We start from the raw sequence: 15945 nt of genomic DNA on the forward strand, positions 1-15945 counted from the left end.
CCACTCTAATCAACAAACATGTTGATTTTCTGCAGTAAAATGGCAGATGCCCGGGATGCGTCATTTTCCTGGGGGTGAATGCCGCAAACAAAAGGATAAGCCCGATGCACTCGTTGCTTCTTGGCCTGGCCGCGGCCCTTGCCTGGGGGCTTCATGATTTTTGCGTGCGCTTTGTATCGCAAAGAACCGGTATCCTGCCAGCCATGCTGACCGTGTTTTTGACCGGAGCGATTCTAATTGCGGCAGCGGCTTGGACCTTAGGGGACTGGCAGGAACTGACCCCGTCCGCAGCCCGGCTGGCCGGCCTTTCTGGCGCCATCTATGCTCTTGGGTCTTACGCGCTCTACCGTGCCTTTGCATTGGGGCCGGTTAAGCTGGTGGCCCCGTTGATCGGTGCTTACCCCGTATTGTCACTTGCCATGGCCATGCTGCAGGGCCAGCCGGTCGGCCCCGGCCACTGGGCTGCGATCGCCGCGGTGGTTGGCGGCGTCGGCTGCATTGCCGTCTTCTCAACCGAAGACGACGGCAGCCCGGTCAACCTGCGGGCCGCGGCCTGGGGCCTTGCGGGGGCCATCGGGTTTGCCCTGACCTTTGCGATCGGCCAAGCCGCCACCCAAGCCGGCGCCGAATTGCCGGTGCTCATCGTGACCCGCTTGGCTGCCATACTGATCGTTCTGGGGCTTGCACTTATTGCCCGGATGGTTCAGCTGCCCTGCCGCAAAATACTGCCTCTGCTCTGCCTGATGGGTGCGTTGGATGCCTTTGCACTTGGCTTGGTGATCTACTCCGGCTCCTTGCCCCGGCCGGAATTCGCCTCAGTCAGCGCCTCGCTTTTCGGGTTGGTCACCGTAGTGCTCGCCTGGCTTTTGCTTCGCGAAAGCATGAACCGCGCACAGTGGATCAGCGTCGCCGTCACATTTGGCGGGATCGCCGGCCTGGGTTTTTAACGCCCGGCGCTTTTTCATCTTTTCAAAAATACTCCCGCCGGAGGCGTCCGGCGGGAGCAGGTGATCTCAGTCCGTGCTGTTGTGCGGCGCGCCTCAGGCGGTCAGGCCTTCGGGCTCTTTCAGACCGTTGGCGCGGCAGCAGGCGGTGACGGTGTTCGCGAGCAGGCAGGCAATCGTCATCGGACCGACGCCGCCCGGAACCGGGGTGATGGCGCCGGCACGCTCGGACGCAGAAGCGAAGTCGACGTCGCCGACCAGCTTCATCTTGCCTTCCCCTTTTTCGGGCGCATCAATCCGGTTGATGCCCACGTCAATCACGGTGGCGCCTTCCTTGATCCAGTCGCCCGGCACCATTTCCGGGCGGCCCACGGCGGCCACAACGATGTCGGCGCGCCGCACCACCTCGGGCAGGTCCTTGGTGCGCGAATGCGCGATGGTCACGGTGCAGCTGTCGCCCAAGAGAAGCTGCGCCATCGGCTTGCCGACGATGTTGGAGCGGCCAATGACAACCGCATCCATGCCCGACAGCGAGCCGTGGTGCTCGCGCAGCATCATCAGGCAGCCCAAGGGCGTGCAGGGCACCATCGATTTCTGGCCGGTGCCCAGAAGGCCGACGTTGGAGATGTGGAACCCGTCGACGTCCTTTTCCGGCGCGATCGAGTTGATCACCAGGTCTTCGTTCATGTGCTTGGGCAGCGGCAGCTGCACCAGGATGCCATGCACCGAAGCGTCGTTGTTCAGCTGCTCGACCACGGCCAGCAGGTCCGCTTCCGAGGTGTCCGCATCCAGCTTGTGCTCATAGGAGTTCATGCCGGCCTCAACGGTCTGCTTGCCCTTGGAGCGCACATAGACCTGGCTTGCCGGGTCTTCGCCGACCAGTACCACGGCGAGACCGGGGGTGATGCCGTTTTCCTCTTTCAGCCGCGCCACATGCTCGGCCACCTGGCCGCGCACCTTGGCCGCAAAGGCCTTGCCGTCAATCAGAGTTGCTGCCATTTGATCTCTTCCTCTTTGCCGCAGGCGCGGGCCTCCGCCCGGATGCCTGCCCTATTCCTCTTTAGCGGTCGCGATGCCCGAGCCGCAGGTGCCCTGCTCAGCATCACTCCTCACGGATCACCCGCGCCTCGCGGGCAATCGACCACTCCACCAGCTGCCGCCACAGGCGCTCAGCCAGATCGGGGTCCAGCCCCTGGGCCTCAGCCGCGGCGCGGGCATTCAGCACCACTTCTTCAACCCGCTCCGGGATCCGCGCCGGCCAGCCGTTTGCCTGCTTCAGCGCGATCGCCCGGTCGATGTATCCAGCCCGCACGGCCAGCAGCGCCACCAGCTCCCGGTCCAGATGGTCGATCTGAAGCCGGAGGCTGGCCATATCGCTGCAGGCATCTGGCGGGGTGCGTGTGCTCATGTCTTAAAACTCTCACGGCCCGGGATGGGTCCCGGGCCGTGAGTGCCGCATATCGCCGTTTAGAACAAGCCTTCGATCTGGCCGTCGTCATTCAGGCGGATGGTTTCCGAGGCCGGTTTGCGCGGCAGGCCCGGCATCGTCATGATCTCGCCGCAGACCGCCACGATGAAGCCGGCACCGGCCGACAGGCGGACTTCACGCACCGGCACCGAATGGCCGGTGGGCGCACCGCGCAACGACGGGTCGGTCGAGAAGGAATACTGGGTCTTCGCCATGCAGACCGGCAGATTGCCGTAGCCTGCGTCTTCCCATTCCTTCAGCTGGTTGCGGATCTTGTTGTCGGCCAGCACCTCGTCGGCGCGGTAGATGCGCTTGGCGATGGTGTCGATCTTGTCGAACAGCGACATCTCGTCCGGGTAGATCGGCGCAAAGTTGGCCTGACCCGCATCGACGATCTCAACCACTTTCTCGGCCAGCGGCGCGGAGCCTTCCGAGCCCAGCTCCCAGTGGCGCGACAGCACCGCCTCGACGCCATGGGTGGCGGCGTAGGCTTTGACGGCGTCGACTTCGGCATCGGTGTCGGTGACAAAGTGGTTGATCGCGACGACAACCGGCACACCAAAGGATTTGATGTTCTCGATGTGGCGGCCGAGGTTGGCGCAGCCGTTGTTCACAGCCTCGACGTTCTCAGCACCCAGGTCAGCCTTGGCGACGCCGCCGTTCATCTTCATCGCGCGCACGGTGGCAACCAGCACAACCGCGGACGGTGCGATGCCTGCCTTGCGGCATTTGATGTTCATGAACTTCTCGGCACCCAGATCAGCACCAAAGCCTGCCTCGGTCACCACATAGTCGGCGACTTTCAGCGCGGTCTTGGTGGCAATAACCGAGTTGCAGCCGTGGGCGATATTGGCAAACGGGCCGCCGTGCACAAACGCCGGGTTGTTTTCCAGGGTCTGCACCAGATTCGGCTGCATCGCGTCCTTCAGCAGCACGGTCATCGCGCCTTCGGCCTTGATGTCGCGGCAGTAGACCGGGGTCTTGTCGCGGCGGTAGGCCACGATGATGTCGCCCAGGCGCTTTTCCAGGTCCTTCAGATCATTCGCGAGGCACAGGATCGCCATCACTTCGGAGGCCACGGTGATGTCAAAACCGGCTTCGCGCGGGAAGCCGTTGGAGACGCCGCCCAGGGACGCGGTGATGGTGCGCAGGGCGCGGTCGTTCATGTCCACAACCCGGCGCCAGGCGACGCGGCGGGTGTCGATGTCGCATTCATTGCCCCAGTAGATGTGGTTGTCGATCATCGCCGACAGCAGCGAGTGCGCCGAGGTGATGGCGTGGAAGTCGCCGGTGAAGTGGAGGTTCATTTCCTCCATCGGCACCACTTGCGCGTAACCGCCGCCTGCAGCGCCGCCCTTCATGCCGAAGTTCGGACCCAAGGACGCCTCGCGGATACAGATCATCGCGTTCTTGCCGATCCGGTTCAGCCCGTCGCCCAGACCCACGGTGGTGGTGGTCTTGCCTTCGCCCGCCGGTGTCGGGTTGATCGCGGTCACCAGGATCAGCTTGCCGTCTTCCTTGGACTGAACCGAGTTGATGAACGACTGGGACACCTTTGCCTTGTCGTGGCCGTAGGGCAGCAGATCGCCGCTGGAAATCCCGATCTTCGCACCAATCTCCTGGATCGGCTTCTTCTGCGCTTCACGCGCAATCTCGATGTCACTCTTGTAGCTCATGGCTCTCTCCCTTTTGCCGTCTCGTCTGGCTGAAACCCCGTGGCACGTGCCCTGGCGAGATGCTCTATATTCCTATTAATTAAATTATTTTCCTGAACGTCAACACATTCCTGACTACATTCGCCTGAAAAACAGGGCCTTTTCAGCGCATCGGGCGCCGATCGGAAACAGGCGGAATTTCACCCGGGGTGAAGACGGCGCATATGCGGCAAGTGCTGCCGCAAACAAAAAGGGCCCGGGCAATGCCCGGGCCGTGCAGGGTCCGGCCCGAAGGCCAGACGGGGGAATCACTGCCGGGTCAGATATCCAGCGTGTTGTCCTTTTCCCAGCGGGAGAAGTGGTTCACGAAGGAGTTCCACTCCTGCTGCTTCATCTTCAGATAGGCTGCCGAGAACTCCTCGCCCATCATCGCTTTCAGGCCGTCGTCCTTGTCGTAGAACCGCAGTGCATCCAGCATGTTGAGCGGCAGTTTCGGCGCGTCGGTGATGGTGTGGCCTTCGGCGTACATGTCGATGTCATGGCGCGGGCCGGGATCGGCCTTGGCCCGAATGCCTGAGAGGCCGGCGGCAATGATCACCGCCTGCAGCAGGTAGGGGTTCACCGCGCCATCGGGCAGGCGCAGCTCAAACCGGCCGGGACCGGGCACACGCACCATGTGGGTCCGGTTGTTGCCGGTCCAGGTGACAGTGTTCGGCGCCCAGGTGGCACCCGACATGGTACGCGGCGCGTTGATGCGCTTGTAGGAGTTCACCGTCGGATTGGTGATCGCCGCCAGCGCCGAGGCGTGCTTCATGATGCCGCCCAGGAACCAGCCGCCCTGTTCGGACAGACCCAGTTCCGCAATATCGCCAGCGCCCTTGTCAGCGGCAAAGACATTGGTGCGCGAATCCGCGCCCGGCGCGTCCCAGACCGAGATATGCGCATGACAGCCGTTGCCGGTAAGGCCTTCAACGGGCTTCGGCATGAACGTCGCGCGGAAGCCGTGCTTTTCCGCCACCGATTTTGCCATGAACTTGAAGAAGCTGTGCTTGTCAGCGGTCGCCAGGGCATCATCGAAATCCCAGTTCATTTCCCACTGGCCGTTGGCGTCCTCATGGTCGTTCTGATAGGCGCCCCAGCCCAGTTCCAGCATGTAATCGCTGATTTCGCGGATCACGTCCAATCGGCGCATCATCGCCTGCTGGTCATAGCAGGGTTTTTCGGCATTATCGAAGGGGTCCGAGATTTCCTCGCCGTCGGGGGTCAGCAGGAAAAACTCGGCCTCGATGCCGGTTTTCACATGCAGGCCTTCATCCGCGGCTTCCTTGATCAGGCGGCGCAGCACGTTGCGCGGCGCCTGGGCGACGTCTTCGCCCTCCATCACGCAATTGCCTGGAACCCAGGCGATTTCCTTGTTCCAAGGCAGCTGGATCACCGCGTCGGGATCCGGCACTGCCAGCATGTCGGGATGCGCCGGTGTCAGGTCAAGCCAAGTGGCAAAACCAGCAAATCCCGCGCCGTCTTCCTGCATATCCGCGATCGCCCGTGCCGGCACCAGTTTGGCGCGCTGGCCACCGAACAAGTCGGTGAAGGAGATCATGAAATACTTAACGCCTTTTTCTTTTGCGAAAGCAGCCAGATCTGTTGTCATGGTCCCACTCCCTTTCCCTGTTGAACGTATTTTGAAAAAGGCGCGGCCATTGCCCGGCCGCGCCTGCCAATCATCAGAACCCTGCTTTGCCAGGGTACCAGTCGGTACCGGCCAGCGGCACACGCGCCATGGCGGCGGCCTCCATTGTCAGGGCGCACAGATCCTCGGGCTCGAGGTTGTGCAAATGGTTGTGGCCGCAAGCCCGCGCAATGGTCTGCGCTTCCAGCGTCATTACCTTAAGATAGTTGCGCAGACGGCGGCCGGCTTCAACCGGGTCAACGCGCTTCATCAGTTCGGGATCCTGAGTGGTGATACCCGCCGGGTCCATACCTTCGTGCCAGTCATCATAGGCGCCGGTGGTGGTGCCCAGCTTCTGGTATTCGCTTTCCCATTTCGGATCATTGTCGCCCAATGCGATCAGCGCTGCAGTGCCGATGGCCACCGCGTCAGCGCCCAGCGCCATCGCCTTGGCCACATCTGCGCCGGAGCGGATGCCACCGGAGACGACCAGCTGCACTTCGCGGTGCACACCCAGATCCTGCAGCGCCTGTACGGCCGGGCGGATACAGGCCAGCGTCGGCAGGCCGACATGTTCGATAAAGACGTCCTGGGTCGCAGCGGTGCCGCCTTGCATCCCGTCCAAAACCACCACGTCTGCGCCGGCCTTAACCGCCAGCGCGGTGTCGTAATAGGGCCGGGTGCCGCCAACCTTGATATAAATCGGCACCTGCCAGTCGGTGATTTCACGCAGTTCCAGGATCTTGATTTCCAGATCGTCCGGGCCGGTCCAATCCGGGTGGCGGCAGGCAGAACGCTGGTCGATACCTTTCGGCAAGGTACGCATATGCGCGACCCGGTCCGAGATTTTCTGACCCAGCAGCATACCGCCGCCGCCGGGTTTGGCGCCCTGGCCGACCACAATCTCAATCGCATCAGCCTTGCGCAAATCATCCGGGTTCATGCCGTAGCGGGACGGCAGATACTGATAGACCAGCTTGCTGGAATGACCACGCTCTTCCGGGGTCATGCCGCCGTCGCCGGTGGTGGTCGAGGTGCCTGCAGCGGATGCACCGCGGCCCAGGGCCTCCTTGGCGGGGCCTGACAGCGCGCCAAAGCTCATGCCCGCGATGGTGACCGGGATATCCAGTTCAATCGGTTTCTTGGCAAAACGGGTGCCAAGCGTCACCTTGGTTTCGCATTTCTCACGGTAGCCCTCCAGCGGATAGCGCGAAACCGAGGCGCCGAGGAAAAGCAGGTCATCGAAATGCGGCACCTTGCGCTTGGCGCCGCCGCCGCGGATGTCATAGATCCCGGTCGCCGCAGCGCGGCGGATTTCAGCGTTGATCGGGTTGGTGAAGGTCGCCGACTGGATCGGCTCGGTGCGGGGGATTTTAGTATCCTGATCTGACATAGCCTTAAATCCTTAGTACGCTTGCGCGTTGTCGACATCGAAGTTGTAAAGCTGACGGGCAGACCCGTAACGCTTGAACTCCTCCGGCTTGGCATCGGCGCCAGCGCGCGCCAGCAGATCCTTGAGGATCGCGATATGCTCGGGGCGCATTTCCTTCTCGATACAGTCAGCGCCCAGGCTTTTGACCGAGCCGCGCACAAAGAACCGCGCCTCATAGCAGCTGTCGCCCAGCGCGTCGCCGGCATCGCCCAGCACCACCAGGTTACCCGCCTGCGCCATGAAGGCGCACATGTGGCCGATATTTCCATGCACGACGATGTCGATGCCCTTCATCGATATCCCGCAGCGCGAGGAGGCGTTGCCCTTGATCACCAGCAACCCGCCATGGCCGGTTGCACCGGCATACTGGCTGGCGTCGCCTTCGACGATCACGGTGCCGGACATCATGTTTTCAGCGACACCGGGACCAACCGAGCCTTCGACCTTGACAGTCGCCTGCTGGTTCATGCCGGCGCAATAGTAACCGGTGGACCCTTTGACAGTGACTTCAATCGGCGAATTCAGACCCACGGCAATTGCATGGCTGCCCTTGGCATTCACAATTTCCCAGGCGGTTTTGTTGGTGCCGCCATTCTGTTCCTGCAAGGTCGAGTTCAGACCACGCAGGCCATTTGCTTCAAGATCATATGTCTGCATCTTAATGGTTCCAGAAGTAAACGGTTGCGGGTTCGGGCTCCCAGACGCGGGCGTCTTCAATGCCCGGCAGATTCACCAGCGCGCGGTATTCGCTGCCGAACGCCACATACTGGTCGGTCTCCGCCATCACGGCCGGTTTGCAGGCGATCGGGTCGCGGACCACGCCAAAGCCGTCCTTGGTGCCCACCACGAAATTGAAGAAACCATCCAGATCTTCCAGGGTGCCTTCCAGCGCTTCCCCCAGAGTGGCGCCGTTCTGCATCTTCCAAGTCAGATAAGCGGCACCGACTTCGGTGTCGTTCTGGCTTTCGATCCGCACCCCGTCCCGGCGCAGCTTGCGGCGCAGGGAGTTGTGGTTGGACAGCGAGCCATTGTGCACCAGGCACTGGTCTGAGCCGGTCGAGAACGGGTGTGCGCCCTCGGTGGTCACTGCAGATTCCGTGGCCATACGGGTGTGGCCGATGCCGTGGCTGCCGCCCATGCCGCGCACGTCGAAACGCTCGGCGACTTTTTCCGGCAGACCCACTTCCTTGTAGATCTCGATGGTGTCGCCTGCGCTCATGACACGCAAGCCGGGGCGCAGTTCGGCCAGCGCGCTGCGGGCCTCTTCGGCCTTGCCCGCGGGCACATCCAGCACCGCGTGGGTATCGATCACCCGGATCGAAACATCGGTGCTCAGCGCCTCAGCCAGCGCACCGTCCAGCCCGTCAAAGGCGTCCTCCGGCGCATCGGACTGAACGGTGAGCTTGGTGCGCCCGTCCGCCTCGGATCCGTAGATTGCAATGCCCGCACTGTCCGGACCGCGGTCCGTCATGGTGATGAGCATATCGGTGAGCATATCGCCTAATTTCGGCTCAAGTGATTTGTCTTTTAGAAAAAGACCGACAATCCCGCACATGGGTAAGCCTCCTGCTTTTCATCTCGAATCAACGCTAGCAGTTTGCGATCTGCCATTCAACTCTTGTGAAACTTTTTTTCCTAAGAAGGTGAGGTAGGACGCGCCAATCTGGCGCGTCCCTGAAGGGGCAGAGTTAGTATTTTTCAAGCAAGGAGTTTATTTTATCCTTATCTCCCATTTGCTTGGCTTTCTCCAAATGGGCGCCCTCACGCACAAACTGTATCCGGTGCCAGGCAATCCAGAAGACTACCCCTAAGACCACCATCAACCCTTCTGATCCCTGGAAGGGGTAGACCGCCCCTACCTCAGCCAGGTCCACTGCCCAGCTGTCATAACCGATCGTAGACATTTCAATTCTCCTTATTCAGCTGGAACACTGCCACCGTTCAGCGCTGCTTTGTCAGCGGCGATGATTTCGGCCTTGGCTTCTTCGTAGGCATGATGTTCGGCGTAATCGAGACCTTGCAGTTCGACCTCAACCGGGATGCGCAGCACACCTGCGGCGGCCTGCATCTTGGCAATCAGGAAACCCGGCAGCCAGCCCAGAACACCAAACATGATCACCGCGCCAATGGTCTGACCAACCGGGTTCACGGTTGCATACCCCTCATACGGCGAGCTCGGCGCACCCCACAGTAAGAACCCTGCAAGGATCAGTCCGACAATGCCGGAATACCCGTGTACGGCAACCGCACCAACAGCGTCATCCAGCTTAAATCTGCGCTCGACCCAGTAGTGCAGCTTGTAGACGATCACGACACCAACGGCGCCAACAAGCATCGCCTGGATCGGGTGATACAAATCATTGCCCGCAGAGGCGGTAATGATCCCGGCCAGACCGCCGGAGAAGGTCCAGAACGCATCGCCTTTGGACACCACATAGGCCGCCATCAGACCGCCTGACAGCGACATCAGGAAGTTGAAGGTGATCGCAGACAACGAAGTCGGTGCCAGATAGATATTGGTTGCGGTCCAAGTGTCGCCAGTCAGCAAGCCACCAATGCCTTCAGGTGAGATTACCGGAATGTTGCAGGCCGCATAAAAGCCCCAGAACCCGGAATAGATCAGGAAGATACCAATGGTCAGCATCCAGGGATTATGCGGCGGGATATCGCGCGGCGTGCCGTCAGCGGCAAACTTGCCCAGGCGCGGGCCAAGAACCATGATCACACCCAGCGCGTAACCGCCGGCAATCGCGTGGATCACACCCGATGCATAGGCATCGTGATAGCCGAGGTACTTCACCATCCAGCCTTCGGCATGCCAGCCCCAGGCCGCGTCGATGATCCAGAACACCGAGCCGATCATCACCGCATGCACCCACAACGCGGATGACCGGATCCGTTCGATTACAGCGCCCGATACAATCGACGCAGCAGTCCAGGAAAACAGCAGAAACGCTGCCCAGAACACACCAGTGATCCGGTCGGACAGGTTGGTGGCCATATTCTGCGACCACGGCAAGTTTGCCGCGGCGGCCTCGTGGTTCAGGCCTCCGAAGAACGGGAAGTTCGGGAATGCCCAGTAAATCCACCAGCCGAAGAAGAAGAATGTCACCGTGACCAAGGGAATGATCATGATGTTCTTCATCAGCGTGTGCATATGGTTGCGGTGGCGGCTGGCGCCGACCTCATACATACAAAAGCCTACGTGTATGAGGAACATGAAGACAACGGTCACCCAGTAGTAGAACTCGGTGAACACCGTTGTTAACGCGTTCAGATTTCCATCCAATGTTTTGCCCTCCTGTTGGCAGTTCACCCGGGCACTTTTTGCCTCTTGGGAATATTATTTTCATTTATTATTGTGTCTCAGGAGGTCAGGCTGTCAATAATCATGTGAAAGTTTGTTCACCCTCAGAAAAGCTCAAGCTGCCATGCAAGCGCCTTTGCTGCGCTCCTGCCAGCTGCCTAAAGCCTACCCTCTCAAGGGCTTAAGGCGTTCTGCCTTCATCCCCCTCACAGCAGTCTCCCAGGCCCTGGGCATTAGGCAAATGCGTGGCGCAATCGTGGATTTGCGACAGAATCAAGCGAATCTCCGGCACCGGAAGGGGGCGATTCTCCCCTGGAACAGGGCACTCCGCAGCCGTCTCCACCACAAGCAGCCTGCCGAAAAGACCATTTCGGGCCAATCCTTGCCGCAAACCCGTTCGGAATCGGCCTTTTAAGCAAAATCTTTTTCCTGTTAGGAATAATCGTTGACACAGCGCCCCCTCTTTTGGCTAACTGGACCGGACCAATGGAACCAAATCGAGAAATTTGGTCCACCACTATCAGGGAGACATAGACGATGGCCATTATCTGGCGGACTTCAGCACTGGCTCAGCGGCACAAGGAAATCGGCGGCGAGCTGGAAGATTGGAACGGCATGGGAACCGCCTGGTTCTATGACCATACCCCTGAACGCGCTAAAGCCGACTATGAAGCGGTCCGCACCAAGGCCGGCCTTATGGACGTATCAGGCTTGAAAAAAGTCCACGTCGTGGGTGAGCACGCAGCACAGGTCATCGACCGGGTCACCACCCGCAACGTCGAAAAGATCATGCCCGGCCGCTCGACCTATGCCTCAATCTTGAACGATCAGGGCAAGTTTGTCGACGATTGCATCATCTACCGCCTGTCAGTGAACAGCTGGATGGTTGTGCATGGCACCGGAACCGGCATGGAACAGCTGAACGCGGTTGCCGCAGGCAAGAATTGCTCGGTGATCTTCGATGACAATCTGCACGATATGTCGCTGCAGGGCCCTGTCGCCGTTGATTTCCTGGCCGAATATGTCCCAGGCATCCGCGATCTGGCCTATTTCGGCATCATCCAGACCAAGCTGTTCGGCTGCCCGGTGATGATCTCCCGCACCGGCTATACCGGCGAACGCGGCTACGAGATATTTTGCCAGTCCAAAGACGCGGTTCACCTGTGGGACAGCATCCTTAAAGAGGGCAAAGGCCTGGGCATCGTCCCGGTCCAGTTCTCGACGCTCGACCTGCTGCGCACCGAAAGCTATCTGCTGTTTTACCCGGGCGACAATTCCGAGACCTATCCGTTCGATGATGAAACCTGCGGCGACACCCTGTGGGAGCTGGGTCTGGAATTCACCGTATCCCCCGGCAAGACCGGTTTCATCGGCGCCGAGAACCACTATGCCGCTGAAGGCAAGGAACGGTTCAAGATCTACGGCGTCGTGCTGACAGGCACCACCCCGGCGGATGAGGGCGCGGACCTTCTGCAAAATGGCGAAAAGGTCGGCGTGGTCACCTACGGCATGTATTCCGAGGTCAACAAGCATAACGTGGGCATCGCGCGGATGCCGGTGGCCTGCGCCAAGCCGGGCACCGAGCTGACAGTCCGCAATGGCGATGGCACCGAGATTGCCGCCACCGCCGAAGAAATGCCCTTCTACGACAAGGACAAATCGATCCGCACCGCAAAGGGCTGAGCCGGATCCGGGGCGCCCCTTCTCAGGGGGCGCCCGCTTTCGTTCACCCGGACTGCAGGAAAAGCGACCCACATGTCTAAAACCGAATTCCCCCCCTCCATCAACAGCCGCCCTGTCTATGGCGAGCTTGAAGCCCGCCCGGGCAGCGGCCACCTGATGATTGCCGACGCGGCAGGTGCCGAGGCAATCCTTGAATTGGCCAAATTCGTCGACCCTGGTTTCTGGGCCAAAGCCCATATCATCTATATCCCCAAGGGAACCGGCACCAAATTCACCAGCCAGCTGGAAGCGATTGGTGCGGGCCAGTATTATGCGGGTCCCTCCTATGAGGCCGCGCAAAGCCGCATCCGCCGCGCGCTGCAGGACTGCCACATGGGCACCCAAGTTTACCTGACCGGCACCGAAAGCCTGATGGGCCAGGCCATGGCCGAGGCCACCGCAGCCGGCATCCCGCATACCGCGATCCAGACCGAACACCGCGGCTCCACCGCACGGCGCATGCAGTGCGTCCATTGCAAAGGCATCACCGAGGACGTCACCACCGACCCGTTTGAATGCAGTCACTGCGGCCTCAGCCTGTTCGTGCGCGATCACTACTCGCGCCGCCTGGCGGCCTTTCAGGGGGTGCGGGTGGATGCCGAGGATCCAGGCAACATCCCCGAAAAAGTGGAGCTGTTCAAATGAGTGCTGGCACCGCAAAACTGAATGTCACCGTGGCCGAAGTCAAACCGGTCAATGATCTTGTCACCCGATTCAAATTTGTCCGCACCGGCGGCGGCGACCTGCCCACCTTCTCGGGCGGGGCGCATACCGTGGTGGAAATGCAGGACGGCGGTATCACCCGGCTCAACGCCTATTCCCTGATGTCCAACCCCGCCGACCGCGGCGCCTACACAATCTCGGTCCGCCGCGATGACGCAGGGCGGGGCGGCTCCAAATTCATGCACTCTCAGGTGAAAGAGGGCATGGAAATGGTGATCTCCAACCCGGTGAACCTGTTCTCGCTGGACCTGCGCGCCAAGAAGCATCTGATGCTGGCCGGCGGCATCGGCATCACACCCTTCATGGCCCAGATGCATCAGCTGGCAATGATGGGCGGCCAGTTTGAGCTGCACTACTCCGTGCGCAACGCTTCGCTTGGCACCTACGCCGAGGACTTGGCGGCAAAATATCCGGGCAAGGTGCACATCTATCACGACGACCAGGGCGAGGCGATCAACCTTACGACCCTGCTCGCCACCCAGCCGCTGGGCACCCATGTTTATGTCTGCGGCCCCAAGGGCATGATCAACTGGGTACACGGCACCGCATCGGAAATGGGCTGGCCGCGCGAGGCGGTGCACTCCGAGGAATTCCTGGCCCCCGCCTCCGGTAAACCGTTTGAGGTCAAGCTGGCGGTCTCTGGCAAGGTGATTCAGGTCGGCGAGCACCAATCGCTGCTGGAAGCGATTGAGGCCGCGGGCGTCGACGCCCCCTATCTCTGCCGCGGCGGCGCCTGCGGGCAGTGCGAAACCAATGTCGTCGGCTACGACGGCAAGTTCCTGCACTACGATCACTGGCTCGACGACGAACAAAAGGCGGGCGGCAAACACATCATGCCCTGCGTGTCGCGCTTTGAAGGCAAGACACTGGTTCTGGACCGCTGAGGGAGAAAAAGATGACCATTCAATTCAACGACGAAACCTTCTACGGCGATTTCACCTTCAAGAACTCGGACTGGGCGATCAAGCGCTTCCCCTTTCCGTTCCACGAAGACAGCTACATGTATTCCGTGAACATGGAGCCGCATAAGTCTTACCGGCCCGGCTCGGTTTTCGAACGCACCTTCGATGTGGACGAGCATTATGTCTCGGAAATGAAGGACCGCGCCCGGGTGCTGGCCAATGACCCGCTGCGCTGCCAGTCGCTGCCGCATATGACCCTGGCCGGCTGGGACCTGGTTGAGCTGATCATGGAGGCCAAGGCGGCTGAATACCCCGATCTGTTCGAACTGCACAAGGACGGCAACCGCTGGCGCTGGGTCAACAAACCGCTGGGCATCGACGACACGTTCACGTTCCTGGATGAAAGCACCCTGCCCTACGGGCCGATGGAATACATCACCCGCCAGACCCAGGGCGATTTTGCAGTGCTGGACCAGCGCGACGACAACCTGTGGATGGATGCTGGCATGGTCACCACCCAGGCGGACTGGAGCCTGGATTTCGACATCGGCATGAACTTCTTTGAGTGGCATGCCCCGGTGCCCAAGGCAAATGAAATGGGCATCTTCGTGCGCGCATTGAAGTTCCTCCTCAACATCCAGCAGGGCCAGCCGGCCCGCCGCCTGAACTGGACCATGACCGTCAATCCGCTCTTGGACACCAGCCCTGAGAATTATCACAAATGGGGCACCATGAAGCAGGAACTGACAAAAGAAAACATCGGCGAGAAGCAGCACCTTAGGGTCGAACTGCAGACCTTCTTCCGCCTGCCCCGCTCCAATGCGCTGGTGTTCCCGATCCGCTGCTATCTGATCCGGTTTGAAGATCTGGTAACGGTGCCGAAATGGGCACGCCGCCTGCACCGCGTCATCCGCGACCTGCCGGAGGAGCTGGCCACCTACAAAGGCTTTATCGACAACCGCCCGCTGATGGTGGAGTACCTGTCGCAGTTTGATGACGGCAGCCCGACCTCGGACGGTATCTGGGCAGACGACTGATTCTGAACCAACCCGGCGGGCCGTCCCTACCCCCTGTCATTCAGGCCCGCCCCACTGACTGCCGCCGCCTCTGGCCCGGCAGTTTCTTTTTGCCCGGAGATAAGCGGCGTTGCACTCCCGCCCCCGCACCAGACAGCAGGCTTCGCCTGCCCCCTGTGCAGCGTTGGGCCGGGCAGCGCGCTTCGCGCGCTGCGGGCTGTTTCGGCAACATCAGCCCCATAACGCAACCGCGCCGCGCAATGCGCGGCGCCACGCCCAACTGTGCAGGGGCATCTTCAGATGTTCCGCAGCAGGCGGGAGCGCTCCGGCTGCGGCTCAGCTCGATTGCGGATACGAAATGATCGACAGATAGCGCGCGGGCAGCTTGATCAGCTGTTCCGGCCCATGCGGCGCGTCGGCATCAAAAAACAGCGTGTCTCCAGGCTTCAACGGAAAAACCTTGTCGCCATGCCGGTAATCCACCTCACCTTCCAGCATATAAAGCAATTCAACGCCATCATGCTGGAAGGTCGGGAAGACATCCGACTCTTCGGTCAGGGAAATCATGTAAGGCTCCACCAAAACACCCGAGGCATTGGCGCCCAGATGCCCCAGCAGCTGATACTGATGGCCCGCCCGCGTTCCGGCACGCTCGGTCTCGACGCCTTCGCCCGACCTGGTATGCACCGCTTCGCGGGTTTCCTCGAAACGGCGGAAGAAAGATGTGATCGGAACGCTCAGCGCGTTGGCCAGCAATTGCAGCGTGGTCAGCGACGGGGATGTATTGCCGTTCTCGATCTTTGACAGCATTCCGATCGACAGCCCGGTCAGCGTGGCCAGATCGGCCACAGTGATCCCCTGCTGGCGCCGGAACGACCGGACCTCGCGGCCAATCGCCACTTCCAGAACTTTTTCCGCGCCGTCGCGGACCCGATGCGGATCTTGAGAAAGGTTATTTGCCACTGCGTCGCTATCGTCTTTGGGTTTAGCCACTGTGTTATCTTCCTTATGGACGGCCTCTGACAAGCGCGCAGCGGGCGATACGCAAAAACTTTTCCGGACGCAAGAAACCACGCGAAAATTATTTTACTGGCATTACCACTTTTT

General features: G+C 60.6%; 15 protein-coding genes. 5 read left to right on the forward strand and 10 right to left on the reverse strand.

Annotated elements, in window-relative coordinates; all coding sequences use genetic code 11:
- The first annotated feature begins 104 nt into the window (after window positions 1-104).
- Window positions 105-947, forward strand: coding sequence for a DMT family transporter (locus K3724_RS18645; protein ID WP_259988085.1), 843 nt, complete (start codon window positions 105-107; stop codon window positions 945-947).
- Window positions 948-1040: 93 nt separating this feature from the next.
- Here K3724_RS18645 and folD read toward each other — a convergent pair whose 3' ends face one another.
- The 9 genes from folD to K3724_RS18690 all read right to left on the reverse strand — a co-directional run bounded on the left by folD (window position 1041) and on the right by K3724_RS18690 (window position 10457).
- Window positions 1041-1943, reverse strand: coding sequence for a bifunctional methylenetetrahydrofolate dehydrogenase/methenyltetrahydrofolate cyclohydrolase FolD (gene folD, locus K3724_RS18650; protein ID WP_259988087.1), 903 nt, complete (start codon window positions 1941-1943; stop codon window positions 1041-1043).
- Window positions 1944-2046: 103 nt separating this feature from the next.
- A complete protein-coding gene (locus tag K3724_RS18655) occupies window positions 2047-2352 on the reverse strand; it encodes a chorismate mutase (RefSeq protein WP_259986690.1) in 306 nt (101 codons plus the stop codon).
- 59 nt (window positions 2353-2411) lie between these two features.
- Window positions 2412-4088 (reverse strand): formate--tetrahydrofolate ligase, encoded by a 1677-nt coding sequence (locus K3724_RS18660; RefSeq protein WP_259986691.1) that lies wholly within the window; start codon window positions 4086-4088, stop codon window positions 2412-2414.
- Between the two features lie 298 nt (window positions 4089-4386).
- Window positions 4387-5718 carry a type III glutamate--ammonia ligase gene (glnT, locus tag K3724_RS18665; protein ID WP_259988089.1) on the reverse strand — a complete coding sequence of 444 codons (1332 nt, stop codon included), beginning with the start codon at window positions 5716-5718 and terminating at the stop codon, window positions 4387-4389.
- A 73-nt stretch (window positions 5719-5791) separates the two neighbouring features.
- Complete coding sequence (locus K3724_RS18670; protein ID WP_259988090.1) at window positions 5792-7129, reverse strand: FMN-binding glutamate synthase family protein; 1338 nt, start codon at window positions 7127-7129, stop codon at window positions 5792-5794.
- 12 nt (window positions 7130-7141) lie between these two features.
- Entirely contained in the window at window positions 7142-7825 is a 684-nt protein-coding gene (locus K3724_RS18675; RefSeq protein WP_259988092.1) for a protein GlxC, read from the reverse strand.
- A gap of 1 nt (window position 7826) precedes the next feature.
- Window positions 7827-8723, reverse strand: a complete 897-nt coding sequence (locus tag K3724_RS18680) for a glutamine amidotransferase family protein (protein WP_259988094.1) — start codon at window positions 8721-8723, stop codon at window positions 7827-7829.
- Window positions 8724-8856: 133 nt separating this feature from the next.
- Window positions 8857-9072, reverse strand: a complete 216-nt coding sequence (locus K3724_RS18685; RefSeq protein ID WP_129372305.1) for a hypothetical protein — start codon at window positions 9070-9072, stop codon at window positions 8857-8859.
- Window positions 9073-9083: 11 nt separating this feature from the next.
- A complete protein-coding gene (locus K3724_RS18690; protein WP_259988097.1) occupies window positions 9084-10457 on the reverse strand; it encodes an ammonium transporter in 1374 nt (457 codons plus the stop codon).
- Between the two features lie 555 nt (window positions 10458-11012).
- Between K3724_RS18690 and K3724_RS18695 the strand changes: the two genes are divergently transcribed.
- The 4 genes from K3724_RS18695 to K3724_RS18710 all read left to right on the forward strand — a co-directional run bounded on the left by K3724_RS18695 (window position 11013) and on the right by K3724_RS18710 (window position 14859).
- The gene (locus tag K3724_RS18695; RefSeq protein WP_259988099.1) at window positions 11013-12158 is read left to right on the forward strand and encodes an aminomethyltransferase family protein; all 1146 of its coding nucleotides are present in this window, start codon (window positions 11013-11015) and stop codon (window positions 12156-12158) included.
- Between the two features lie 72 nt (window positions 12159-12230).
- Entirely contained in the window at window positions 12231-12842 is a 612-nt protein-coding gene (locus tag K3724_RS18700; protein WP_259988101.1) for a dimethylamine monooxygenase subunit DmmA family protein, read from the forward strand.
- Window positions 12839-13804 carry a PDR/VanB family oxidoreductase gene (locus tag K3724_RS18705; protein ID WP_259988103.1) on the forward strand — a complete coding sequence of 322 codons (966 nt, stop codon included), beginning with the start codon at window positions 12839-12841 and terminating at the stop codon, window positions 13802-13804. Before K3724_RS18700 ends, K3724_RS18705 begins: the two co-directional genes overlap by 4 nt.
- An 11-nt stretch (window positions 13805-13815) precedes the next feature.
- Window positions 13816-14859 carry a DUF3445 domain-containing protein gene (locus tag K3724_RS18710; protein ID WP_259988105.1) on the forward strand — a complete coding sequence of 348 codons (1044 nt, stop codon included), beginning with the start codon at window positions 13816-13818 and terminating at the stop codon, window positions 14857-14859.
- A 315-nt stretch (window positions 14860-15174) separates the two neighbouring features.
- Here the strand turns inward: K3724_RS18710 and K3724_RS18715 are convergent, their stop codons facing one another.
- The gene (locus tag K3724_RS18715) at window positions 15175-15831 is read right to left on the reverse strand and encodes an XRE family transcriptional regulator (RefSeq protein ID WP_129372311.1); all 657 of its coding nucleotides are present in this window, start codon (window positions 15829-15831) and stop codon (window positions 15175-15177) included.
- Window positions 15832-15945 lie beyond the last annotated feature (114 nt).

Source organism: Leisingera sp. M658 (genome assembly GCF_025144145.1).
Taxonomy (GTDB): domain Bacteria; phylum Pseudomonadota; class Alphaproteobacteria; order Rhodobacterales; family Rhodobacteraceae; genus Leisingera.

Bases quoted from the DNA above. Each gene is read 5' to 3' on its own strand.
- K3724_RS18645 (WP_259988085.1), top strand. From the start codon at position 105: ATGCACTCGTTGCTTCTTGGCCTGGCCGCGGCCCTTGCCTGGGGGCTT.
- folD (WP_259988087.1), bottom strand. From the start codon at position 1,943: ATGGCAGCAACTCTGATTGACGGCAAGGCCTTTGCGGCCAAGGTGCGC.
- K3724_RS18655 (WP_259986690.1), bottom strand. From the start codon at position 2,352: ATGAGCACACGCACCCCGCCAGATGCCTGCAGCGATATGGCCAGCCTC.
- K3724_RS18660 (WP_259986691.1), bottom strand. From the start codon at position 4,088: ATGAGCTACAAGAGTGACATCGAGATTGCGCGTGAAGCGCAGAAGAAG.
- glnT (WP_259988089.1), bottom strand. From the start codon at position 5,718: ATGACAACAGATCTGGCTGCTTTCGCAAAAGAAAAAGGCGTTAAGTAT.
- K3724_RS18670 (WP_259988090.1), bottom strand. From the start codon at position 7,129: ATGTCAGATCAGGATACTAAAATCCCCCGCACCGAGCCGATCCAGTCG.
- K3724_RS18675 (WP_259988092.1), bottom strand. From the start codon at position 7,825: ATGCAGACATATGATCTTGAAGCAAATGGCCTGCGTGGTCTGAACTCG.
- K3724_RS18680 (WP_259988094.1), bottom strand. From the start codon at position 8,723: ATGTGCGGGATTGTCGGTCTTTTTCTAAAAGACAAATCACTTGAGCCG.
- K3724_RS18685 (WP_129372305.1), bottom strand. From the start codon at position 9,072: ATGTCTACGATCGGTTATGACAGCTGGGCAGTGGACCTGGCTGAGGTA.
- K3724_RS18695 (WP_259988099.1), top strand. From the start codon at position 11,013: ATGGCCATTATCTGGCGGACTTCAGCACTGGCTCAGCGGCACAAGGAA.
- K3724_RS18700 (WP_259988101.1), top strand. From the start codon at position 12,231: ATGTCTAAAACCGAATTCCCCCCCTCCATCAACAGCCGCCCTGTCTAT.
- K3724_RS18705 (WP_259988103.1), top strand. From the start codon at position 12,839: ATGAGTGCTGGCACCGCAAAACTGAATGTCACCGTGGCCGAAGTCAAA.
- K3724_RS18710 (WP_259988105.1), top strand. From the start codon at position 13,816: ATGACCATTCAATTCAACGACGAAACCTTCTACGGCGATTTCACCTTC.